General features: G+C 73.2%; 19 protein-coding genes and 2 tRNA genes. 3 read left to right on the top strand and 18 right to left on the bottom strand.

All coding sequences use genetic code 11. From position 1 onward, the window contains the following. Positions 1 to 223: 223 nt before the first annotated feature. Entirely contained in the window at positions 224 to 982 is a 759-nt protein-coding gene (locus tag ACGFZK_RS28620; RefSeq protein WP_393851734.1) for an IclR family transcriptional regulator, read from the top strand. Positions 983 to 1,074: 92 nt separating this feature from the next. Here the strand turns inward: ACGFZK_RS28620 and ACGFZK_RS28615 are convergent. The 5 genes from ACGFZK_RS28615 to ACGFZK_RS28595 all read right to left on the bottom strand — a co-directional run bounded on the left by ACGFZK_RS28615 (position 1,075) and on the right by ACGFZK_RS28595 (position 7,052). Then, positions 1,075 to 1,148: transfer RNA gene (locus ACGFZK_RS28615), tRNA-Lys, on the bottom strand. 175 nt (positions 1,149 to 1,323) lie between these two features. After that, complete coding sequence (locus tag ACGFZK_RS28610; RefSeq protein WP_393851733.1) at positions 1,324 to 2,994, bottom strand: AMP-binding protein; 1,671 nt, start codon at positions 2,992 to 2,994, stop codon at positions 1,324 to 1,326. Between the two features lie 26 nt (positions 2,995 to 3,020). Beyond that, on the bottom strand, positions 3,021 to 3,614 hold the full coding sequence (locus ACGFZK_RS28605; RefSeq protein ID WP_393851828.1) for a lytic polysaccharide monooxygenase: 594 nt from the start codon (positions 3,612 to 3,614) through the stop codon (positions 3,021 to 3,023). Positions 3,615 to 3,804: 190 nt separating this feature from the next. Then, positions 3,805 to 5,724 carry an SPFH domain-containing protein gene (locus ACGFZK_RS28600; RefSeq protein WP_393851732.1) on the bottom strand — a complete coding sequence of 640 codons (1,920 nt, stop codon included), beginning with the start codon at positions 5,722 to 5,724 and terminating at the stop codon, positions 3,805 to 3,807. Then, positions 5,721 to 7,052, bottom strand: a complete 1,332-nt coding sequence (locus tag ACGFZK_RS28595; protein ID WP_393851827.1) for a peptidoglycan-binding protein — start codon at positions 7,050 to 7,052, stop codon at positions 5,721 to 5,723. Before ACGFZK_RS28595 ends, ACGFZK_RS28600 begins: the two co-directional genes overlap by 4 nt. 215 nt (positions 7,053 to 7,267) lie before the next feature. Here ACGFZK_RS28595 and ACGFZK_RS28590 point away from each other — a divergent pair. Next, positions 7,268 to 7,341 (top strand) — tRNA-Lys (locus ACGFZK_RS28590). 58 nt (positions 7,342 to 7,399) lie between these two features. Here the strand turns inward: ACGFZK_RS28590 and ACGFZK_RS28585 are convergent. The 13 genes from ACGFZK_RS28585 to ACGFZK_RS28525 form a co-directional block, all read right to left on the bottom strand. Then, positions 7,400 to 8,092 (bottom strand): class F sortase, encoded by a 693-nt coding sequence (locus ACGFZK_RS28585; RefSeq protein ID WP_393851731.1) that lies wholly within the window; start codon positions 8,090 to 8,092, stop codon positions 7,400 to 7,402. A gap of 5 nt (positions 8,093 to 8,097) precedes the next feature. Further along, entirely contained in the window at positions 8,098 to 8,694 is a 597-nt protein-coding gene (locus tag ACGFZK_RS28580) for a hypothetical protein (RefSeq protein WP_393851730.1), read from the bottom strand. Between the two features lie 172 nt (positions 8,695 to 8,866). Beyond that, positions 8,867 to 9,646, bottom strand: a complete 780-nt coding sequence (locus ACGFZK_RS28575; protein WP_030016791.1) for an HAD-IIA family hydrolase — start codon at positions 9,644 to 9,646, stop codon at positions 8,867 to 8,869. 108 nt (positions 9,647 to 9,754) lie between these two features. Further along, positions 9,755 to 11,299: an alkaline phosphatase family protein gene (locus ACGFZK_RS28570; RefSeq protein ID WP_393851729.1), complete on the bottom strand. Its 1,545-nt coding sequence runs from the start codon at positions 11,297 to 11,299 to the stop codon at positions 9,755 to 9,757. A 143-nt stretch (positions 11,300 to 11,442) separates the two neighbouring features. Then, positions 11,443 to 12,516, bottom strand: coding sequence for a 2-aminoethylphosphonate ABC transporter substrate-binding protein (locus tag ACGFZK_RS28565; protein ID WP_393851728.1), 1,074 nt, complete (start codon positions 12,514 to 12,516; stop codon positions 11,443 to 11,445). Between the two features lie 53 nt (positions 12,517 to 12,569). Beyond that, positions 12,570 to 13,376 carry an ABC transporter permease gene (locus ACGFZK_RS28560; RefSeq protein ID WP_393851727.1) on the bottom strand — a complete coding sequence of 269 codons (807 nt, stop codon included), beginning with the start codon at positions 13,374 to 13,376 and terminating at the stop codon, positions 12,570 to 12,572. Further along, positions 13,363 to 14,364, bottom strand: coding sequence for a 2-aminoethylphosphonate ABC transporter permease subunit (locus ACGFZK_RS28555; protein ID WP_393851726.1), 1,002 nt, complete (start codon positions 14,362 to 14,364; stop codon positions 13,363 to 13,365). The genes ACGFZK_RS28560 and ACGFZK_RS28555 overlap by 14 nt, the downstream gene beginning before the upstream one ends. After that, positions 14,357 to 15,406 carry an ABC transporter ATP-binding protein gene (locus ACGFZK_RS28550; RefSeq protein ID WP_393851725.1) on the bottom strand — a complete coding sequence of 350 codons (1,050 nt, stop codon included), beginning with the start codon at positions 15,404 to 15,406 and terminating at the stop codon, positions 14,357 to 14,359. The genes ACGFZK_RS28555 and ACGFZK_RS28550 overlap by 8 nt, the downstream gene beginning before the upstream one ends. Continuing rightward, positions 15,403 to 16,182, bottom strand: a complete 780-nt coding sequence (locus ACGFZK_RS28545) for a phosphonatase-like hydrolase (RefSeq protein WP_393851724.1) — start codon at positions 16,180 to 16,182, stop codon at positions 15,403 to 15,405. The genes ACGFZK_RS28550 and ACGFZK_RS28545 overlap by 4 nt, the downstream gene beginning before the upstream one ends. A gap of 5 nt (positions 16,183 to 16,187) precedes the next feature. Next, positions 16,188 to 17,309: a TIGR03364 family FAD-dependent oxidoreductase gene (locus tag ACGFZK_RS28540; RefSeq protein ID WP_393851723.1), complete on the bottom strand. Its 1,122-nt coding sequence runs from the start codon at positions 17,307 to 17,309 to the stop codon at positions 16,188 to 16,190. A 148-nt stretch (positions 17,310 to 17,457) separates the two neighbouring features. Next, positions 17,458 to 18,222: a GntR family transcriptional regulator gene (locus ACGFZK_RS28535; RefSeq protein WP_393851722.1), complete on the bottom strand. Its 765-nt coding sequence runs from the start codon at positions 18,220 to 18,222 to the stop codon at positions 17,458 to 17,460. A gap of 77 nt (positions 18,223 to 18,299) precedes the next feature. Next, complete coding sequence (locus ACGFZK_RS28530) at positions 18,300 to 19,043, bottom strand: hypothetical protein (RefSeq protein ID WP_393851721.1); 744 nt, start codon at positions 19,041 to 19,043, stop codon at positions 18,300 to 18,302. 473 nt (positions 19,044 to 19,516) lie between these two features. Then, positions 19,517 to 20,608 (bottom strand): ROK family protein, encoded by a 1,092-nt coding sequence (locus ACGFZK_RS28525; protein WP_393851826.1) that lies wholly within the window; start codon positions 20,606 to 20,608, stop codon positions 19,517 to 19,519. A gap of 127 nt (positions 20,609 to 20,735) precedes the next feature. On the opposite strand from ACGFZK_RS28525, the gene ACGFZK_RS28520 reads away from it, so the two are divergent. After that, the gene (locus tag ACGFZK_RS28520; RefSeq protein WP_393851720.1) at positions 20,736 to 21,836 is read left to right on the top strand and encodes a Gfo/Idh/MocA family oxidoreductase; all 1,101 of its coding nucleotides are present in this window, start codon (positions 20,736 to 20,738) and stop codon (positions 21,834 to 21,836) included. The last annotated feature ends 186 nt before the right edge of the window (positions 21,837 to 22,022 follow it).

Here is a 22,022-nt window from a genome sequence, read left to right as displayed (position 1 = left end):
GCACGACATCAGTGCGACACCGTACGAAGAACTCGAACCGTGAGCGGCCGCCAGGCATTCCCGGTGCGGCGGCGTGGCGCGCATGACCTTGGCATATGCCAATGGAGTAGATCGAGGCAGACAGACATGATTGAGCCATCAATCTCCTCAACAGGCGCTCCACATGGGCCTCTTGATGGCTATCGTGGTAGGGCAAGCGGTAACAACCTGCTAGGGGGAAACCGTGGCGCTGAAGCCCGAGCCGACCGCGCCGTTCCACTCGGTGCAGTACGCACTACGCGTACTCGAAACGATCGCGCGTCACACCGGTGGTGTGACGGACGTGCAGATCGCGCGTGAGACCGGCCTGCCCGCAGTCCATCTCGCTCCGATGCTGCTCATGCTGCGCCGGGAGGGATATGTCCTGCAGGTGTCCGACGGTGCCTACGCCATGGGGGATTCCCTCGTCCTGCTCGGCTCCGGGATCGACCGGCAGCAGGCACTCACGGACAAGCTCCAGGAGACCCTGGACCGGCTGCGCGACTCGGTCGGCGCGGCCGTGTACATCAGCCGGTACGTGGACGGCGAGGTCCGGATCACGCAGTTCGCGGACAGTCCCCGTACCCCGAAGGTCCACGAGTGGGTCGACTTCCGCTCCGCCGCGCACGCCAGCGCGGTCGGGAAGTGCCTGCTGACGCAGCTCGACCTGAACGGGCGGCGCGACCACCTGTCCCGGCACAAGATCGCCCGTCTCACGTCCAAGACGATCGTGAACGAGCGGATCCTGTTCTCCAAGCTGGACGCCCAGCCGGCCACCGTGCCGATGCTGGACCTGCAGGAATACGCGGTGGGCACGGTCTGCGCGGCCGTTCCGATCACGGCCGGGGCCTCGGTGGGCTGCCTGGCCCTGTCGATGCCGGTCGAGCACGCGCACCGGCTGCGGGCCGCTGCCGACACCCTGAACCGGAAGGCCGCACCGCTGCTGCTGTCGCTCACGCTCTAGCGGCGGTGGGCGGGCGGGTGGGCGGGTGGGCGGACAGGCCCGGAAAACACTTCGGGCGGTTCCCGGTGACCGGAAACCGCCCGAAGGACAGGTGCGCCGCCAGGGACTCGAACCCCGGACCCGCTGATTAAGAGTCAGCTGCTCTAACCAACTGAGCTAGCGGCGCCTGCTGACAGAGAAAATACTACCCGGTCCTCAGGAGTGCTCAAAACCATTACCCGGGGAGGTGGCGGGCGCCACGTCGCGGGGCCCGCGCGGCCCGAAGAACCTGGGGCTCCGCCCCATACCCCGCGCCTCACACGCCGGCGAGGCTGAGATGGCCCGGCGTGGACGCCCATCGGTCAGCGGGGCAGGAGGTGGCTGCGGCCCTGGGCTTTGTACGCGGCGAGGAGGGTGGTCAGGGTCGGGGGGTCGAGGGGGGTGTAGGTCCCGGCCGGTGATCGGTGCCAGACCGGGTCGGAGCAGCGGAAGCCCGTGCCGCGCAGCGAGACGCGGTGGACCTTGTTCGTCGCCGTGGTGGGCATGGCCTCGACGATGCGGACGTAGCGCGGGGCCATCTTCGTGCCCAGGTCCGGCTGGCGCGAGAGGAAGGCCCGGAAGGCCTCCGGGGAGAACTCCGCGCCCTCCCGGAGGGCGAGCGCCGCCATCACCTGGTCCCCCGCCACCTCGTCCGGGACGGCGTAGACGGCGACCGCCGCCGCGTCCGTCCAGCGGGCCAGGATGTTCTCGATCATCGCCGCGGCCAGGTTCTCGCTGTCGACCCGGAGCCGGTCGTCCGTGCGCCCCGCGAAGTAGAGGAACCCGTCCGCGTCGCGGAAGAAGAGGTCTCCCGTCCAGTACCAGCCGTCCCGGGTGCGGTCGGCCTCCGCGGCCGGGTTGCGCCAGTAGCCCTCGAAGAGGCTGCGGCCCCGGTTGACCAGTTCGCCGATCGCCTCCGAGCCGTTGAGCAGACGGCCGTCCGGGGCGAGGGCCGCGGGCGGGCATTCCGCGCCCGTGGCCGGGTCGATCACCGCCAGGTCGTCCCCCGCACCCGCCCGGCCCAGGGCGCCCGGCGGGGTGTCCGGGGTGCGCTGGACGGAGGCGCCGCCCTCGGTGGCTCCGTAGCCCTCCACCAGCCGGACCCCGAACCGCTCGGCGAAGCGGGCCGCGTCCACCGCCCCGGCCTCGGTGCCGAAGCCGAGCCGCAGGGTGTGCTCGCGGTCGTCGGGGCGGGGCTCGGTGGCCAGGAGGTACTGGACCGCCCGCCCGACGTAGGTGAAGTACGTCGCCCCGTACGCCCGCACGTCGTCCAGGAACGCGGAGGCCGAGAAACGGCGCCGCAGCGCCACCGGGGCCCCGCCGGCGAGCGCCGGGAGCCAGTCGGCGATGACGGCGTTGCCGTGGAAGAGCGGCATGCAGATGTAGTGGACGTCGTCCGGGGTGACGGAGAACTGGCGGGCCAGGGCGGATCCGGCGGCCGCGAGCCGGCCCTGGGTGCAGATGGCGGCCTTGGGAGCGCCGGTGGAACCGGAGGTGAAGTAGAGGAGGAGGCGGGAGTCGGGGGCGGGGGCGCGCAGGGCCGCTTCGCCGGGCTTGGCGGCCGCGTACGGGGCGAGCAGGGCCCCGTACTCCTCGGTGCCCGTGACCAGGACGCGTACGCCGGGCAGGTCGAGGCCGCGCAGCAGCGGCAGGTGGGCGCGCTCGGTGATCAGGATCCGGCAGTCGGTGTGCAGGATGTCGCGGGCCAGCTCGGGGCCGCGCCGGGTGGGATTGATCCCGGCGACGGCGGCCCCGGCGAGGGCCGCCGCGCCGAGCCAGAAGGGGAACTCGGGGGTGTTGTCGAGCAGGATCCCGAGGTGTGGCTCGGCCCCCGGAGGCATGAGGTCGACGAGCAGCGCGGCGCGCGCGGCGGCCTCCTGGGCGGTCCGGTGGTGGGTGAGGATGCCGTCCTCGTGTTTCAGCCCGGGCCGGTGGTCGCCCCATTGGCGCGCTATGAGCTCCGCGACGGTTTCGGGCGCAGTCGTCGTCCGCATGCCGCCGGAGGGTAGCTGACGTAGCGTCAGAACTGAACGTCGGAGCAGGCGTAGAAGGCCATCGGGGTGTCGTTGACGGTCCAGACGGCCAGGATCAGGTGCCGGCCCGTCTTGCCGCTCGGCATCGCTCCCTGGTGGACGGTGCTCATGGCGGGGCGGGCGCCGTTGTAGGCGACCGCGAGGAAGGGCTGGGGTTCGAGGTCGGCGCGGGTGAGGGCTTTGGTGCCGGTCCAGCCGTTCTTGGTGACGTAGTACTTGAAGTCGGTGGTGGAGTGGTTGGCGGTGAACTGCCACCGGAAGCCGTAGCTCTGCCCGCTGGTCACCTTGGTGGCGGGCCAGGCGCCGCCCCGTGGGTTGTCGAGCTCGGAGAACTGGGAGAGGCCGCCGGAACATATCTTTCCGTCGGCGGGGCCGGCGGCCGGGAACCCCTTGAAGCTCTCGACGCTCTGCGGCTCCCACTGGATCGCGCCGCAGTCGGAGACGGTCTTGTTGGCGCAGAGTTTCTGGCGGCTGATCGGGGTGTCGGTGTAGCCGTGGCTGCTGGCGGCGGGGGCGCTGACGAGGGTGATTCCGGCGACGAGGCCGAGGCCGAGCGCGGCGACGCCGGCCCGTTTGGGCATGCGGATGGGACGCATGATGCTCCTTGAACGTGGGGGGAGTTCGATGAGAGCGCGCGCGTGTGGGGATTAGGTCTAGACCAAGTCCCAGATTATTGACGAGAGTTGGCCATGTCCATACCAATGGGAAAACGGGTGGTCCGTTACCTTCCGGCCACCCGTTCCCGTACCGCCGAACTCCCCCTGCCGCTCCCTACTCGGAGCGGCCCGTGTAGAAGGCGACCGTGAGGTCCTTCACCAGCGCCTTGCGCTCGTAGTCGTCGAGCTCGACCAGCCCGCGCGAGGTCAGCCGGTGGACGGTGTCGTCCACGGCGTCCACCACCGACGTCAGCACCGTGTCCCGGTGCTTGGCGTCGATCGCCGCGACCCGGCGGCGGCGCATGGCCTCGGCCACCTCGGCCGCGTACTCGATCCGGGTCGGCTGGGCGGAGAACACCTCGATCCCGACGGCCTCGGTCTCTGCCGCCAGCATCCGGGTCAGCGCGTCACCGACGGCCTCGGCGTCGCGCAGGGTCGGGGCGTCCTCGTGGAAGGCGTCGGCGGGCAGCTGCGACAGCACGCGCGCCATGGCCGATTCGACCTGCTCGGCGAGGTACTCCGTGTGGTCCTCGACGGCGAGGGTGGCCCGTGCGGTGTCCCTGACCTGCCAGACGACCTGGACGACGACCTGGAGGGCGAGGCCCCCGGAGTCCACGGCGGGCATGGGGTCGCTGCGCCAGTGCCGCAGGCGTACGTCGACCCGGCGGCGCAGCAGGAGGGGACTCACCCAGGTCAGGCCGGTACGGCGGACCGTGCCGCGGTAGCGGCCGAAGAGGGTGAGCACCCAGGCGTGGCCGGTGCGGGCCCGGCCCAGTCCGCCGAGCGCCACGAGGGCGACGATGCCGAGGAAGGCGAGCGGGGGCCAGTGGGTGGCGCGCAGGCCGTGGTAGGCGCGGGGGGCCGCGCCGAACGCGGCCACGAAGGCGGCGGGGACGACCCCGGCCCGCCAGAGCACGGCCACGCAGCCGGCGAGGGCGAGACCGCCGACGGCGACGCCGACCCAGCCGGGCAGCACCGGGCCGCGGTGCTCCCGGAGCCGGTCGTCGCCGCGGGGGACGCGGCGGCCGGGGGCGGGGCGGGGGGCGCCGTCGGCGCGGTCGGCGCGGCCGGTGGGTGCGGTGGCCCGGGCGGGAGCTACGGGCGCCACCGGGGCCGGGGGCTGCTGCGTACCGCGGAACGGGAGGTGCACCGGCACCTCGATCACCGAGGTGCCGTGGGGGGCGCCGGGGCGCGGAAGGTCCGGCACGCCGTCCTCGGCGAGACCGCGCGCCACCGCCTGGGCGACGATCTCGACCGGTCCGGGCCCGGGGATGCCGGAGTGCGGCGTCGCCGCATCCGGCGGTTCGGGAGCGGGGCCGGCTGCGTGGCCGGCTGCCGCCGGTCCGGGCGCGGCCTCGGCCTCGGCGGCGACTTCCGCCACGACCTCCGCTTCGGGCGCGGCTTCGGGCGCGGCTTCGGGCGCGGCTTCGGGCGCGGCTTCGGGCGCGGCTTCGGCTTCGGCGGTCCGCAGGCGCAGGGTGGCCACCCCGGCGTGGGCCTCCTCGTCCTGCGGGTGCGGAATGTCCAGACCGGCGGCGGCCGGCGGCTCGGCGCCCTGGTCCCCCTCGTCGTACGGGTGGGCCCGGGCCGCCGGCACCTCCCAGCCGTGCGGCAGCTCGGGCGTCGGGCGCGCGGCCTGTGCCGCGGCCCAGCCGAACGAGGTCTCGGCGACCGCGTGGTCCGGCGCGGCCGCCTCGCGCGGCACGGCGACGGCAACGGCGACGGGGGCGGGGGCGGCGGCAGGGGCGGGTGCCGCCTCGGCCGTGGCCACGGCCACGTACTCCGGCGTCGGCGTCGGCGTCGGCGTCGGCATCGGCATCGGCATCGGCTCCGCGGCCCACACCGGGTGGGCTGCGGGCACGAGCACGGGCGCGGGCGCAGCAACGGATGCGGCCGCAGGTGCGGGAGCGGGCGCGGGCGCGGGCGCCGGAGTGGGCTCCGGAGCGCGGACCGCCACCGGGGCGGCCAGCGGCGGCACTCGGAGGGTGCCCGTGGTCGAGGTGGTGCGCGTGGGGAACATCGTTACCTCCGTCATGCGAACAGCCGGCGCCAGGTTTCCGGGCCCGGGTAGCCGTTGGCCGAGGCGCCGGTCCAGCCCTGCGCGCGCTGGAAGGCCTCGACGTTGCGGCGGTCGGCCTCGCTCCAGCGCAGCCCCGGACCGGATGTGTAGTACTTGCCGAAGCCCTTCTTCACCAGCTGACGGCCGAGGGCCCTGATGGCCTCGGCCGACTGGCCCGGGCGGAACACCGCGGCGCCCGGGTAGGCCCGTACCCCGCCCGGTCCCGGCGCGCCCGCCACCGTCGGCGGGATGTCCTTGCCCTGCTTCTCGACCAGCAGCCGCCAGGTGTGCGCGCCCGGGATGCCGTCCGCCTCCGCGCCCGACCAGCCCTGTGCGCGCTGGAAGGCCTGGGTGGCCAGCCGGTCGGCGTCCCGCCACGTACGGCTCGGCTGCCCCTTGGGGTAGAAGCGGTACGCGCCGCGGTCGATCAGCATCCGGCCGAGCTGGGCCACGTAGTCGTTCGTGACGCCGGGGCCGAACTTGCCCGCGCCCGGGAAGGCCTTCGCGTCGCCCGGCTTGGGGCCCGCCGGGGCTTCCGGCAGGATCCCGCCCGGCACCCCGTTGAACCGGTACGGGAGGTACTTGGTCGCGTTGCTCCAGTACCCGAAGGGCGTGGCCAGCTTCCGCGTGGTCGGGCGCGTCTGCTCGTAGGCGACGTAGTGCGTGTGCGTCTCGTCGACCCAGCCGCCGAAGATGACCACGTGGGAGCCGTTGTTGGGGTCCGCCGGGTTGTGGAAGAGCAGCATGTCCCCCGGCAGCAGCTCATCCTTGGTGATCTTGGTGGCGAATTTGTCGAGGCTGCCGGTCCACTCGTTCGAACCGAGGTTCCAGACCATGGAGACGTAGCCCGAGCAGTCCTGCCGGTAACCGTCCGTCCAGTACTCGGACATGCTGTACGGGACCTTGGCGTCCAGCCACAGCTTCGCCCGGTTGATGATCGTCGCGCGGTCGATCCGCCGCACGGCGCCCGGCTTGGCCGGAGCGCCGGGCTTGCCCACCGGACCGCCCTTCGGGCCGTGCAGCGGGGTCCGGGCGCCCTGCGGGGAGCCGGGGTCGTCCAGGGCCACCGGTCCCGGCCCGGCGGCCGGAGCGGCGGCGGCCATCGCGGTCGCGCCGCCGCCGCCCAGCACCACTCCCGCGGCGGTGGCCAGCACCAGCGCCCTGCGGGCGCCACGTACGGCCGGGTGCCCCCCGTCCCGGAGCGGTATGGCCCGTGCGCGGGCGAGGGCGCGGCGGCGCTGGGCGCATCCCCGGCACACACAGTCGCCCGCGGGCTCGTACTCCTCGAAACCGGGCATCGGCATCTGCACATGCGTCGGAGGCTGCATCGTCATGCGGTTCCGTCCACTCCCCTGCTCGTCCACTGGTCGGCGGGAGCCGGACCTGATAAAGCATCAGATCCGGCACGCGCAGACATATCGTGCACGATGAACCCCTCAAACATGGGTTAATCGGACAAGGCGGGCGTGGCTGGTCACGGACACCCCCGGACGTGGGGTAGAGTTTTCCCTGTCAGCAAGCGCCGCTAGCTCAGTTGGTTAGAGCAGCTGACTCTTAATCAGCGGGTCCGGGGTTCGAGTCCCTGGCGGCGCACAGACGGAGGAAGCCCCTCACGGCGAAAGCTGTGAGGGGCTTCTTCGTTTCCCGCTGCTCAGAGCGACGTGCCCGGCGTGGCCGGGACCGGCGTGGCCGGCGTGGCCGGGCGGGGTGCCGCACCCGTCAGGTAGGCGGAGACCACCACGTTCGCCGTGTACTCCTTGGCCACCTTGTCGTACGTGCCACCACAGGTCACCAGCCTCAGCTCCGCGCGGCCCCGCACCCGCTGGCCGTACGCCTTGTCCGCGTCGAAGGCCGCGCGCTCGTAGACCCGTACGTCCTCGACGGTGAACTCGGCGACCGAACCGTCCGCCCGCACCACCCGCACCTTGTCCCCCGGCTGCGCCGAGCTCAGGCCGTAGAACACCGCCGGCTTGGACCGGGTGTCCACGTGCCCCACCATCAGCGCCGTCCCGGCCGTCCCCGGCTGGGTGCCCCGGTCCCACCAGCCCACGGTGCCCGGCTGGTCGTACGGGGGCGGCTCGATCGCACCGTCCTTGTCCAGGCCCCGGGGGATCACCGGGGCCTGGATGCCTATGGAGGGCACGTCGACGCGCTGGGGCGGGGCCGCGGCGAGCGGGGCGTGCGCGGCCGGCAGCCCCGGACCGACCGTCCCGCCCGCCTGACCGGCGGGCGGAGCCGGCGGCACGGTGAGCTGGCGGCCCCACAGCCACAGGCCGAGCACCAGCACCGCCCAGGCGGCGAAGGTCAGCAGCCGGCCGCCGGCGGAGGCCTTGTCCTTGCTCACCGGCCTCACTCACCGCTGCGGCGGCGGCGCAGGGTGAGCGCCCGGCCCGCCACGGCCAGGGTGGCCACGGCGGCGAGGACGGCGCCGATCACCGTGTGCGGAAGCCCCGGGCCGTCGGCGCTGTGGTCCTTCTTGGCCGACTCCGCCGCGAGCTCGGCGGACATGCCGCCGCCGCCCGCGTGGACCGGCCAGACGGGAGTGGCGTGGTGGGACGGGCGGTACTGGGAGATCTGGACGGACCCGCTGATCTTCTCGTGGCCGTCGCACATCACCCGGACGGAGTGCCACCCGGGCGAGATGTGCGAGCTGATCAGGGCGTCGCCGTAGAGCGGGCTGCGGCCGCCGTCCCGGCCGTAGAGGTCGACGTCCGACACGAAGGCGGCGGACTTGGCCGCTCCGCGGGTGCCGTCACAGCCCTGGACGCGCAGCTTGACCTGCGCTCCGGGGTGAGCCGGATTCGGGTCGACCGTGACGCTGCCGCGGTCGCCGCGGTCACCGCGGTCCTCTTCGCCCGCGAGGGCGATCGGCGCGGTCACCGCCGAGAATGCCGCCAGGACGACGGCCATCGCGGTGGCGCGGACAGCGATCGGAACACTGCGCATGATGAACCTCCTCGACAAGGAGATTCACGCGCGGCGCGGCGCCGCGCATCCGGAGCGGCGCCGTACGGGTCAGCCTTGGGCCCAAACGCGGCACGCCCGTTCGGCCGTACGCGATCCGCGATGCGGCGCGATCGGCGATCGGGAATCCGAAATCCGGAATCGGCGCTCCGTGTCAGACCAGGTCGACCAGGTCGGCGATCGAGGCGACCGTCTTGGTCGGGCGGAACGGGAACTTCTCGGTGTCCTGCTCGGTGGTCAGTCCGGTGAGGACGAGGAAGGTCTGCATGCCCGCCTCCAGACCGGCCAGCACGTCGGTGTCCATCCGGTCGCCGATCATCGCGCTGGTCTCCGAGTGCGCGCCGATGGCGTTCAGGCCGGTACGCATCATCAGCGGGTTCGGCTTGCCGGCGAAGTACGGCTTCTTGCCGGTCGCCTTGGTGATCAGCGCGGCGACGGCGCCGGTGGCCGGGAGCGGGCCCTCGGTGGAGGGGCCGGTCTCGTCGGGGTTGGTGCAGATGAAGCGCGCGCCCGCGTTGATCAGGCGGACGGCCTTGGTCATGGCCTCGAAGCTGTACGTCCGGGTCTCGCCCAGGACCACGTAGTCGGGCTCGTGGTCGGTCAGGATGTAGCCGATGTCGTGCAGCGCGGTGGTCAGGCCGGCCTCGCCGATGACGTACGCGGTGCCGCCCGGACGCTGGTCGTCGAGGAACTTCGCGGTGGCCAGCGCCGAGGTCCAGATGTTCTCGACGGGGACCTGGAGGCCCATGCGGCTCAGGCGGGCCTGGAGGTCGCGGGGGGTGTAGATCGAGTTGTTGGTCAGCACCAGGAAGGGCTTGCCGGACTCGCGCAGCCGCTTGATGAAGGCATCGGCGCCCGGGATCGGGGTGCCCTCGTGGATGAGCACCCCGTCCATGTCGGTGAGCCAGGATTCGATCGGCTTGCGCTCTGCCACTGGACTGTTCTCCGCTCTCGGTGACCTGCGACCTCTGGTCTGTACCACCTTATCGGGGCCGGGCCGTGGACGTCCTGGCCGTCCACAGCCCGGACCGCGAGGTGGGGATCAGCCCAGGCGGACGTGGTCGACGGTCCAGAACCAGTTGTTGTTGCCGCTGTAGCGGAAGCGGACCTGGACGTCGGTGGCACCGGCCGGGACCTGGAGCGCGAGGGACTCGGACGTGGCGAGGGCGTCGGCGGCGTAGGTCTTCAGCACGGCCGGGGCGGCGCCGTTGTAGGAGACCAGGACCTGGGCGGTCTGGCCGGCCTCGTGACGGTAGTGCGTCTGGAAGGTCAGATGGCGCGTGCTGCCGCCGCCGACCTTCCACTTGGGGGTGACGAGGGTGGAGTCGAAGGTGCCGGTGTGGCTCTTGTCGTCCCATTCGTCGGAGTCGGCGACGGCGAAGACGTCACGGCCGCGGACGTTCAGCTCGCGCCACTGGTCGCGCTGCGACTGGCTCCAGAACTCGTCCGTCGCGAAAGCCCAGCCGGCCCACTCGGTGACACCGCCCGTGCCCATCCCGGAGTTGTCGACGGACCAGCCGGCGGGCGGGGTGTGGGTGAAGCCCTTCACCCCGGCCGGGATGCCCGTCTCGTCCACCCGGGCCTGGAGGTTCGGGCGCAGGGTGTCGAAGGGGTCGTTGTCCGGGGCGTTCAGCGGGACGCCGTCGAGGCCGGTGCCGCTGACGCCGACCTGGGCGAGCGCGGTGGCGGCGACGTCGGCCAGCCGGACGTCGTCGCGTACCGAGCCGGCCGGGATGCCCGCGCCCTTGGCGATGACGAAGGTGCCGCGCTCCTGGACGGTCGAGCCGCCGTGGCCACCGGAGTTGGTGTGGCCGTGGTCGGTGGTGACCAGGATCTTCCAGTTCTCCTGGGCGTACGTCGGGCGGTTGCGGACGGCGGTGAGGAGCCGGCCGACCAGGGTGTCGACGCGGGCGACGGTGTCGAGGTACTGCTGGCTGTCCGCGCCGTAGGAGTGGCCGGCCGCGTCGATCTCGCCGAGGTAGACGAAGGCGGCGTCCGGGTTCTGGTCGCGCAGTTCGGTGGCGGCGGCCGCGGCGATCTTCGGGTCCTCGCTGCGGTAGCCGTCGCGGTCGCCCTTGAGGGAGAGGCGCTTGTCGACCTTGGAGGAGAAGACCGGGCCGTTCTGGTCGGTGGAGGTGATGGGCTCCCAGTCGGCGGCCGCGTAGGTGTTGAGCGCCGGCTTGGCGTTCTCGATGCGGGTCAGGAAGTCCGGGTAGGCGGTGTAGTTCTTGCCGGTGAAGGAGTTGTCCCTCACGCCGTGCTTGTCGGGCCAGACTCCGGTGGCGATGGTGGACCAGCCGGGGCCCGAGGAGGTGGCGGCCATGGGGCCCGCGTAGAGGGTGCTGCGGGCGGTCAGGCCCTGGGCCATCAGGCCGTTCAGGTGCGGCGCGTTGGCGACCTTGACGCGGTCCAGGACCGCGCCGTCGATGCCGATGACGAGAACCTTGTCGGTGTTGGCCGCGGCGGCGGCGGGGGTGGCCGCGACGGCGGCGGGGGTGGCCGCGACGGCGGCGGCGATCAGGGCGGAGGTGACGGCGGTGACGGCGCTCGCGCTGACGGCACGACGTCCGGGCAGGGCAGGGGACACGTACTCCTCCTGGGAGCAAGTGAGCGGCGAAAAGAGCGGGGACATTCCGCATACGCCGGGTCCGGACCGAGGGTGCGGTCCTCGGTCCAGACCAGTTATGCAAGCGTCACTCTGCCGGTGCTGGGTGGCCAGGAAGTAGCCGGTCAGCTTCCGGTTGCCGACTTCCACGCGTCGACGTAGCCGGTGAGGTTCTTGTCGATGTCCGCCCAGTTCGGCTCGAAGATCTCGACACCGGACATGATCTTGGTGAGTTCGACGGCGTTGGCGTCGGTGGGCTTGACGTCGGTGCGCGCCGGGAAGCCGCCGCCGACCCCGCTGACCAGCTTCTGGGCCTCCTCGCTGAGGAGGTGGTCGAGGAGCTTCTTGCCGTTCTCGGTGTGCGGGGCCTTGTCGACCAGGCCGGCCGCGTACGGGAGGGCGAAGCTGGTGGGCTTGCCGCCCTCCTTCGCCGGGAACCAGATGCCCAGGTTGGGCATGGACTTGGACTGCGCGAAGTTCATCTGGACGTCGCCGTTGGCCACGAGCAGCTCGCCCTTGTCGGTCTTCGGCGCGAGCTTGCTGGTGGAGGAGGACGGGCCGACGTTGTTGGCCTGGAGCTTCTTCAGGTACTCCATCGCCGGCTCCTTGCCGCCGAAGTCGTGCATCGACTTGATGAGGACGGCGGTGCCGTCGCCCGCGACGCCCGGGGTGGAGTACTGCAGCTTGCCCTTGTACTTGGCGTCCAGCAGCTCCTCCCAGGTCCTGGGGGCCTCGGCCAGCTCCTTCTTGTTGTAGACGAAGCCGAAGTAGTTGTTGACGACCGAGGTCCACTTCCCGTCGGCGGCCTTGTCCGCGCCGTTGACCTTGTCGGAGCCCTGCGGCTTGTAGGACTGGAGGAGGCCCTTGCCGTCGGCCTGCTGGATGAAGGGCGGCAGGGTGATCAGTACGTCGGCTTGGGTGTTGGTCTTCTCGCGGACGGCGCGCTGCACCATCTCGCCCGAGCCGCCCTCGACGTACTTGACCTCGATGCCGGTCTTCTTGGTGAAGTCGGCGAAGACCTTGTCGTACCAGCCGTCGCCCTTCTCGCTCTTGAGGCCGTCGGCGCTGTAGACGGTGACGACCTGCTCGCCGCCCGCGGAGTCGGCGGAGGAGGAGCCGCCGCAGGCGGTGAGGGGGGCGGCGAGGGCGAGGCTGCCGGTGACGGCGGCGGTGGCGCGGAGAAGTCTCTTGCCGGTCATGGAACTTCCTTACGGGGAAAGGGAGTCAGCAGGGTGACGGGGCCGTGCACGGTTCAGCGGTACGAGGCCCTGGTACGGACGCGGGAGACGGCCAGGAGGACCAGCAGGGTCATGGCCATCAGGACCACGGCGACGGCGGAGCCGCCGAAGAGCGAACCGCGGTCGGTGGCGGTGAAGATCCGCACCGGCAGGGGCATCCAGTCCGGCGGGTAGAGCATCATCGTGGCGCTCAGCTCGCCCATGGACAGGGCGAAGCAGAGTCCGGCCGCGGCCGAGAGGGACGGCAGCAGGAGGGGGAGCCTGACCCGCCACAGCACGTACGCGGGACGGGCGCCCAGAGAGGCCGCCGCCTGCTCGTACGCGGGGTCGAGCCGTACGATCGCCGCCGAAACCGACTGGTGGGCGAACGCCGTGACAAGGATCGTGTGCGCCAGGATGACGATCGAGCTGGTGCCGTTGAGCAGGACCGGCGGCCGGCTGAAGGCGACGAGCACGGCGAGCCCGACCACCACGGACGGAACGGCGACCGGCAGCATGAACAGCGTGTCCAGGATCCGCTTCCCGCGCTTCCCGCGCTTCCCGAGCGCGGCCGCGGCCAGCGCCGCCCAGGTGCCGACGGCGAGCGCGAGGAGGCTTGCCGCGACGGCGGTGACCAGGCTGGTGGTCAGGGCCTGGAGAGATTCGCCGCGCACGGCGGCGGCGTAGTTCCCGGTCGTCGGGCCGGAGGGGAAGGCCCCGGACCAGTGGGTCGAGAAGGAGGCCGCGACCACGACGAGCAGGGGCAGCGCGAACAGCGGCAGGAAGAGGAGGCCGAACAGGCCCCAGGCGGCCCAGCGGCCGCTCTTGCTATGCACCAGCACGCTGGCCCACCACCCGGTAGAGGCCGAACAGGCCCACGGAGATCGCGATGTTGACGACGGCGACCACACAGGCGGCCGAGTAGTCCGATTCGAGGATGGCCTTGCCGTAGATCAGCATCGGGAGGGTCGTGACGTCCTTGGCGCCGGTGAACAGCACGATCCCGAACTCGTTGAGGCACATGACCAGGACGAGGCTGCCGCCGGCGGCGAGCGCGGGCCGGGCCTCCGGCAGGATCACCTGCCGGACGATCCGGGCCGGGCGGGCGCCGAGGCCGGCGGCGACCTCCAGCTGGGCGGTGTCCAGCTGGGAGAAGGCCGCGAGCAGCGGGCGCATCACGAAGGGTGTGAAGTACGTGATCTCCGCGAGCAGGACGCCCCAGGGGGTGGTGAGGAAGTGGAAGGGCCCCTCGGCGGCGCCGGTGAGGTCGGTGACGAGGCCGTTGGCCATGCCGACGGTTCCGTAGACGAAGAGGAGGGCGAGGGTGATGAGGAAGGAGGGGAAGGAGAGGAAGACGTCGATGAACTTGGCGACGGCCCGGGCCCCGGGGAAGGGCACGAAGGCGATGACCAGCGCGAGCGTGAAGCCGAGGACGAGACAGCCGACGGTGGCGCCGACGGCCAGCCAGACGGTCGTGCCGAGGGCTTCGCGGAAGCTCTGCGAGGCGAAGACGGAGGCGTACGAGTCGAAGGCGCCGCCGCCGTTCTCGGGGCTGAACGACTGCTGGACGACCAGCGCGAGCGGGTACAGGAACACCAGCCCGAGCACGACCACGGGCGGCAGCGCCCAGACTGGATCCAGCCTCGCCGGTGTGCGGGGCGCGGGGCCCGGGGCCGGGCCCCGGCCTTTCGGCCCCGCCGGCGTGCGCGGCGCGGGGTCCGGGGCGGGGCCCCGGTCTTTCAGCCCCGCCGGCGCTTGAGGCGCGGGGTCCGGGGCGGAGCCCCGTTCCTGAGCCGGGACGGCCGCGGCGCGCCGTGTGCGCTCAGCCATCCGACACCCCCGCGGCCAGCAGCACCGCGTCCCGCGGCTCGAAGTGCAGCGTGACCCGGTCCCCCAGCGCGGGCGTCTCCCGCAGCTCGGGGAGGTCCGCCTTCACCCGGTGCCCGCCGACGTCCACGTACAGCCGGTGCGTCGAGCCGCGCCACTGGACCTCGGCGATGGTGCCGCTCAGCGCGTTGGGGCCGGCGCCGAGGCCGAGCAGGTGCGGCCGTACGCACAGGGTGGCCGTGGAGCCCGGCTCCGCGCGGCCGCGGTCGAGGGTCAGCGCCCGGCCCTCGAAGACGGCGCCGCGCTCCGCCACCGTCACGGGCAGCAGGTTCGCGTTGCCGACGAACGAGGCGGTGAACTCGGTGCGCGGGGCCCGGTAGAGCTCCTGCGGGGTCCCGCAGTCCTGCAGCCGGGCCCGGTCCATGACGGCGATCCGGTCGGCCAGGGTGAGCGCCTCCACCTGGTCGTGGGTGACGTACAGGATCGACACGTCGGGCAGTTCGCGGTGCAGGCGGGCCAGTTCGGTGAGCATCCCGGAGCGCAGCTGCGCGTCGAGCGCGGAGAGCGGTTCGTCGAGCAGGAGCACCCCGGGCCGTATCGCGAGGGCGCGGGCGATGGCCACGCGCTGCTGCTGGCCGCCGGAGAGCTCGCGGGGGTAGCGCTTGGCGTAGGCCGCCATCCCGGTCATCTCCAGCGCCTCGGCGACGCGCCCCGGGATCTCGGCCTTGGCGGCCTTCTGCGCCTTGAGACCGAAGGCGACGTTGTCCTCGACCCGCATGTGCGGGAAGAGCGCGTACTGCTGGACGACCATGCCGATGCCGCGCTTGTGCGGTGGGAGCGCGGTGACGTCGCGACCGCCGATCAGCACCCGGCCCGCGCAGGGCCGTACGAAACCGGCGACGGCGCGCAGGGCCGTGGTCTTGCCCGAACCGGAGGGGCCGAGCAGGGCCATCACCTCGCCCGGTTCGACGGTGAGGTCGAGGGAGTCCAGGACGGTGTTGCCGCCGTAGGCGACGCTGACCCCGTCGAACCGGATACCGCTCACGCCCGCTCCTCGCGGGGCGCGAGGGTGGCGAGGAGGGCGGGGAGTTCGGCGACGGAGCCGAGGACGTGGGTCGCGCCGTGGTCCGTGAGCGCCGCGCGGTCGTGGGCGCCGGTGAGGACGCCCGCCACGATCCCGGCTCCGGCGCGACGGCCGCTGAGCATGTCGTAGGCGGTGTCGCCCGCGACGACGACGTCGCGTACGTCGGCCACGGCGCCGGTGTGCAGGAACGCGGTGAGCACCATGTCCGGGTAGGGGCGGCCGCGGCCGCCCGCGTCGGCGGGGCAGAGGGTGAGGTCGGCGAGGTCCTGCCAGCCGAGGGCGTCGAGGATGGCGTCCTGGGTGACGCGGGCGAAGCCCGTGGTCAGGACGACGGTGCGGCCGTCGGCGCGGAGCTTGTCGATCGCGGCGCGGGCGCCGGGGAGCGGGGTGACGAGACCGCCGTCGACGAGATCGGCGTAGGCCTCCTCGAAGGCGGAGTTGGCGCGCCGGGCGAGTTCCTCCGTACCGAAGAGGTGGCGGAAGACCGAGATCTTGGACTCGCCCATGGTGTCGAGGACGTACTGGAGCTTCGCGGCGTGGTCGGGGGTGCCGGGTACGACGCCGAGGCGCTCGGCGGCCTGCCCGAAGGCGCGCTCGACGAGGCCGCCGTCGGCGACGGTGGTGCCGGCCATGTCGAGGACGATCAGCTTGTGCGCGGTGCTCGTGGCGGTGGCGGTGGTCGCGGTGTCGGCGGTGTTCGCGGTGTCGGCCGTATCGGCAGTGTTCGCGGTGGTCATCTGACTTACCAGCCCAGTTCGTTCGCGGTGGTTTCGGCTATGGCGGGCGAGCAGGTCATGCCGCGCCCGCCGGGTCCGGTCACCAGCCAGACGCCGTCGGCCACCTGCTGGCGGTGGACGACGCGGGTGGTGTCGGTGCACTGCGCGTACACGCCCGCCCAGCGGTGGCGGATCCTCGGCAGCGGGCGGCCCAGGAACGACTCGGCCACGGCGGCGACGTGCTCGTAGGGGTCTTCGAGGGTGTCGAAGGCGAAGGGGTGCTCGTACTCGTGGGTGTCACCGATGGTCAGTCCGCCGTCCAGGCGCTGCACCATCAGCAGTTGCATCTTGTGCTCGGCGGCGATCGGCGCCTGCTCCTGCGCGGCGTTGAGGTCGTCGAGCGCGGGGGATCGGTAGGCCGGGTAGTAGCGGAAGCTGTCGGCATCCGCGACCGAGGTGGTCAGCCGCTCGCCGAGCGGGTCGGTCTGCATCATCTGGAGGCGGACACGGCGCACGGGCAGGCCGGGGACCAGTTCGCGGACCAGGCCGGACAGCCAGGCTCCGGTGGCCAGGACCACCGCGTCTGCGCGGTGGACATCGCCGTGGTCGTCGCGGACGGCGCCGGGGCCGACCACCTCGCGTACCTCGCGGCCGGCGAGGAAGGTGTAGCGGCCGGTGGCGCGCAGGGCCTCGCGGAGGTGGAGCTGCGCGGTGCGCGGCTCCACGGCCGCGTCCCGCTCGCACCACAGGGCGGCTTCGAACGCGCCGCTCAGTGCCGGGTTGATCTCCCGCGCCTCGGCCGCGGTGACCAGTTTGTAGCCGCGGGCGGCGGCGTCCGGGCGGTCCAGGGCCGCCTCGGCGACCGCGAGTTCGCGGGGGGTGCGGACGGGGGTGAGGGAGCCGTTGGCCCGGAAGCCCAGGCCGGGCACCTGCCTGCCGATGCGCTCCCAGAGCTCGCGGGCCCGCAGGGCGGTGTCGAGCTCCTCGCCCCCGGCCCGTCCGCTGACCCAGATCTGGCCGAAATTACGCAATGACGCGCCGCGGGCCTCCGCTTCTCGCTCGATCTGGACGGCCTCGTGGCCGCGTTCGACTGCTTGCCAGGCGTGCATGGTGCCGACCACGCCGCCTCCGACGACTATGACTCTCACGTCGTCCACCGTGGGTGGGTCCCGTGACCCGGGGGGATCGGTCCGGCAAAGCGCCGGTGAACAGAGCTCGACACTTGGACTAGACCCGTTACCTTTCTGTGATGTGAATACATCCCTTTACGTCCGTTACTGCCCGGTCCCTCCTGGGCTATTCGGCCCGCAGACGGGTCGTGAAGCTGAACCGGTCACCACGGTAGAGCGAACGCACCCGCTCCAGCGGCCGGCCCTCCTGATCCCGCGAGAAGCGGTGGATGAGCAGCATGGGGAGAGCGGGCGGGGTACCGATCAGCAGGGCTTCGCGTGGGGTCGCCAGGACCGTCTCCAGCTTCTCGTCGGCCTCGCCGAAGGAGATGCCGAGGCTGTCGCGGAGGTATCCGTAGAAGGAGGAGTCCGGCCGGAAATCGCTGTCCAGGCGAGGGACCCGGCCCACCCGGATGTACGTGCTCTCCAGGCCGACGCGCTCGTCGTCGGCCAGCAGGACCCGCTCCAGGTGCCAGACGGGCTCACCGGGCTCGGCACCGATGCCGGGAGCGAGGTCGGGCGGGCAGGGGAACTGCTCCAGGCCGATGAGGTGCCGGCCGGGGCGGCGGCCCTGGCGGCGTACGCCCTCGGTGTAGCTGGCGAGCGAGAGCGGCTGCTCCAGCTTGGGGCCGGCGACGACGGTCCCGCGGCCGGAGCGGCGCAGCCGGCCCTCCAGCAGCAGCTCGCGCAGGGCCTGGCGGACGGTCTCGCGGGACACCTCGTACCGCTCGGCGAGATCACGCTCGGTGGGCAGCGTGCCGCCCTCGCCGAGCTCGCCGAGGAGTTCGGCGATCCGCGCCTTGACGGCGTAGTACTTGGGGATGCGGCCGTGCTCGGGGATGCCGGAACGCACGGGTGAGCCGGGGCGGTGGCGCTGGGTCTGTTCTTCCACGTTCGGACTCTATGCGGGCGGCCGGCGCCGCACGGTGAGGGGGCGCAGGGGCGGCCGCCGCGTTCTGCGGCCTGCGTTCAGCTCACGGAACGGCGCAGCCGCCGGGCGCCGAGCAGCAGTCCGCCACCGGTGGCGAGCGCGGCCACGGCCCCGGCGCCGTACGCCCAGTCGCGCGGTCCGGTGTGGGCGAGGGAGCCCGCCTCGACGGGGTCCGCGGGGCTCTCGACCGAGAACTGGTAGCCGCCCGCCTCGCCGATCCAGTCGCCGTCGTCACCCTTGCGCTGGACGAGGGCGGCGTCGGCGACGACCTCGCCGAGGGGGGCGTCCGGGGCGAAGGAGAGGCCCACCTTGACGGTCATGGACCCGCCGGGGCCGACGGCGAAACCGGGGAAGGCGTCGCCGCCGTCGAAGACGGCGATGATCTCGTCGCGGTCGCTCCGCTCCAGGCTGACGGGGAAGGTGCCGCCGGGGGCGTCGAACTCCATGCGCAGGTGCGCGGGGCGCAGGGTGCGGGCCTTGTCGGTGAAGACGACGATCGGGTGGATGGCCGTGCACTCGGAGTTCGTGGTGTTGGTCAGGTCCAGGAACCAGGTCTGCGGCGCGGCCCCGGCGCGGTACACGGCGGGGCCGCCGCGGATGCGCGCGCCGATCGGGAAGGCGGTGCTCTTCCCGTCGCCGCAGGTGGCCTGCGCGCGGGAGGGCAGCGCGGGCGCGGGGCGGCCACCGCCCGCGCCGATGTCGGCCCCGGCGGTGGGCGCGGTGGCGGCGGCCAGGGCGGCGGAGAGAACGGCGGTGAGGGCAAGGGCTTTGCGCAGTCGCATGGAAGACCTTCGCTGCTCGCCGGACGGGACGATGATCAGACCAGGTGACAATCACCCCGGCCCTGCCCGCACCCTGCCACCCCCGCGCGAACCCCCTCCGGGCGCCACGCCTGAGTTGTTCCGGTTTACGCCCGAATGCCGCAGGGGTCAAGCCCCTTCAACCTGACCGGCCCAATCCGGCCCGGTCACCCCACTCAACCCCGCCGACGCTTGAGGCGCCCTTTCAGCCCCGCCGACGCTTGAGGTGCTCTTTCAGCCCCGCCGACGCTTGAGGCGCCCTTCAGCCCCGCCGGCGTTTGAGGCGCGGGGGTCCGGGGGCAGCGCCCCCCGCAACCGCGCCGCCCCCCGCCCCGGCCCCCCCCCCCCCCCCCCCCCCCCCCCCCCCGGCCCGGCCCCCCCCCCCCCCCCCCCCGCAACGGCGCCGCACCCGGCACCGGCACCCCGCACCCGCACCCGCACCCGCACCCGGAACGTCACCCCACCCGCCCGAACACCGGCCCGAGCGCCAGCTCCGCCGCCCCCTCCGCCACCCCCGCCCCCGCCAGGGCGACCACCGGCCGGCCCGGATCCAGCGCGCGGGCCGCGAGAACGGCCCCGACCCCGGCCACGAAGACGTCCGGCGCCGCCGCCACCACACGTCCTCCGAGCAGCACACGGTCCACATCCAGCAGCGCGACCAAATTGGCCGCGGCCTCGCCCAGGATCCGTGCCGCCTCGGGAATGTCACCTCGGGCCACCGCCCCCAGGCACAGCGCCTCCACGCAGCCGCGCGCCCCGCACCGGCAGGGCGGGCCGTCCAGCAGGAGCACCTGGTGCCCGAACTCCCCCGCAGCCGAGCGCTCACCGCGGTAGACCGCGCCGCCCAGCCACAACCCCGCGCCGAGCCCGGTCCCGACGTGCAGGTACACGCAGGTCCGTGGCCCTCCGCCGGCAAGCGGGTACGCATACCCGTCCGGGGCGGCATCCGTGCCGCGCCCGGAATCCGCGTCCGGCCAGGCGACCCGGAGCCACGCCCCGGCAGCCGCGGCCGCACCGGCGTTCGTGTCCTTGTCCAGCAGTACCGGCAGGCCCAGCCGCCCCTGTAGCACCCCCCGCAGCGGAAAGCCCTTCCAACTCGGGAACCCCGTCACCCGCCCCATCGTCCCGGCCCGGTGGTCGAGCGGCCCCGGTGCGGCCACCCCGACGCCCAGGAGCGGCAGCCCGGCCGGATCCCCGACCCTCGCGACCGCCCGTACGACGGCCTCCACCACCGCCTCCGGGCCGGCCCCGAAGTCCAGCGGGCCACGGCTCTCGGCGACGACGCGGCCGGCCAGGTCCACCCGTACCGCCCGGAGCTCGTCGCGGTCCAGGTGCACTCCGACGGCGTGGTGCACGTCCGGCACCAGACGGAGCAGGGTGCGCGGCTTGCCGCCGGTGGACGCGGCGCGGCCGGCCTCCGCGACCAGACCGTCGGCTCCGAGCCGCGCCGTGATCTTGCTGACGGCCTGCGGGGTGAGCCCCGTACGGGCCGCGAGTTCGGCGCGGCCCAGGCCCGCCGGGCCCGCGCCGCGCAGCAGATCCAGCATCAGCGCCTCGTTGTGCCCGCGCAGCACCGGCAGGTTCACCCCGCCGCGTCCGTCCCCGCTACCCCTGTTCACCAGTCCATTGTCCACCTTCCTTGCACTTCGGCAACACTGTTGTCAAAGTGGTTCCATGAGCAACCCCGCCTCCCCCTCCTCCCCCGAGCCCCTCCGCGTCGGCCTCATCGGGTACGGACTCGCCGGTTCCGTCTTCCACGCCCCCCTCGTGGCCGCCACGGACGGGCTCGCCCTCGACACCGTCGTCACCTCCGACCCGGCCCGGCAGGCCCAGGTCCGCGCGGAGTTCCCCGACGTGCACATCGCCGCCACCGCCGCCGAGCTGTGGGACCGGGACCTCGACCTGGTCGTGATCGCCTCCCCGAACCGCACGCACGTCCCGCTCGCCACCACCGCCCTCGAAGCCGGTACCCCGGTGGTCGTGGACAAGCCGCTCGCCGCCACCGCCGCCGAGGCCCGCGCGCTGGCTGCCCTCGCGGACCGCAGCGGAACCTTCCTCTCCGTCTTCCAGAACCGCCGCTGGGACAACGACTTCCTCACCCTGCGCCGCCTCCTCGCCTCCGGCGAACTCGGCGAGGTCCAGCGCTTCGAGTCCCGTTTCGAGCGGTGGCGGCCGCAGCTGAAGGGCGGCTGGCGCGAGTCGGGCGCCCCGGAGGAGATCGGCGGCCTGCTGTACGACCTCGGCAGTCACGTCGTGGACCAGGCGCTGGTGCTGTTCGGCCCGGCCGTACGGGTCTACGCGGAGGCCGACGTACGCCGCCCGGGCGCCGAGACCGATGACGACACCTTCATTGCCGTCACGCACGCGAACGGGATCCGCTCGCACCTCTACGTCAGCGCGACGACCGCCCAGCTGGGCCCGCGGATGCGCGTCCTGGGTTCCCGGGCCGGGTACGTGAAGTACGGCCTCGACCCGCAGGAGGGTGCCCTGCGGGACGGGCTCCGGCCGGACGGGGACCTGCCCTGGGGCGAGGAGCCCCCGCACCTGTGGGGACGGCTCGGCTCCGGCGAGTCCCCGCTGACCGGCGGCGGGATCCCCGTGCCGACGGAGCAGGGCGACTACCCGGCGTACTACGCGGCGGTGGCGGCGGCCCTGCGCACGGGCGGGCCCGCCCCCGTGACGGCGCACGAGGCCGCGCACTGCCTCGACGTCCTGGAGGCGGCCCGCCGGTCGTCCCAGGAGGGCGTGGTGGTGGAGATCCCGGCCACGGAATGAGGCCGACCGGGCCCGACGGGCCCGACGGGCGAGTCCACGCATGAGGGGCGGGGGGGGGGGGGGGGGGGGGGGGGCGGGCGCGGGGGGGGGGGGGGGGCGGGGGGGGGGGGCGGGGGCGGGGGGGGGGGCCGGGTTCCGGGGTGCGGGCGGGTCGTCGCCGCCGGGTGCGGGCAGCGGGGAGTCGTT

This window comes from Streptomyces sp. NPDC048257 (assembly GCF_043201855.1).
In the GTDB taxonomy this organism is placed as follows: domain Bacteria; phylum Actinomycetota; class Actinomycetes; order Streptomycetales; family Streptomycetaceae; genus Streptomyces.
The sequence above is the reverse complement of the archived record's forward strand: the minus strand, read 5'-3'. Positions and strand labels throughout refer to the sequence as shown.

Bases quoted from the DNA above. Each gene is read 5' to 3' on its own strand.
- ACGFZK_RS28610 (WP_393851733.1), bottom strand. From the start codon at position 2,994: ATGCGGACGACGACTGCGCCCGAAACCGTCGCGGAGCTCATAGCGCGC.
- ACGFZK_RS28605 (WP_393851828.1), bottom strand. From the start codon at position 3,614: ATGCCCAAACGGGCCGGCGTCGCCGCGCTCGGCCTCGGCCTCGTCGCC.
- ACGFZK_RS28600 (WP_393851732.1), bottom strand. From the start codon at position 5,724: ATGACGGAGGTAACGATGTTCCCCACGCGCACCACCTCGACCACGGGC.
- ACGFZK_RS28595 (WP_393851827.1), bottom strand. From the start codon at position 7,052: ATGCCGATGCCCGGTTTCGAGGAGTACGAGCCCGCGGGCGACTGTGTG.
- ACGFZK_RS28580 (WP_393851730.1), bottom strand. From the start codon at position 8,694: ATGCGCAGTGTTCCGATCGCTGTCCGCGCCACCGCGATGGCCGTCGTC.
- ACGFZK_RS28565 (WP_393851728.1), bottom strand. From the start codon at position 12,516: ATGACCGGCAAGAGACTTCTCCGCGCCACCGCCGCCGTCACCGGCAGC.
- ACGFZK_RS28555 (WP_393851726.1), bottom strand. From the start codon at position 14,364: ATGGCTGAGCGCACACGGCGCGCCGCGGCCGTCCCGGCTCAGGAACGG.
- ACGFZK_RS28545 (WP_393851724.1), bottom strand. From the start codon at position 16,182: ATGACCACCGCGAACACTGCCGATACGGCCGACACCGCGAACACCGCC.
- ACGFZK_RS28530 (WP_393851721.1), bottom strand. From the start codon at position 19,043: ATGCGACTGCGCAAAGCCCTTGCCCTCACCGCCGTTCTCTCCGCCGCC.
- ACGFZK_RS28525 (WP_393851826.1), bottom strand. From the start codon at position 20,608: ATGCTGGATCTGCTGCGCGGCGCGGGCCCGGCGGGCCTGGGCCGCGCC.
- ACGFZK_RS28520 (WP_393851720.1), top strand. From the start codon at position 20,736: ATGAGCAACCCCGCCTCCCCCTCCTCCCCCGAGCCCCTCCGCGTCGGC.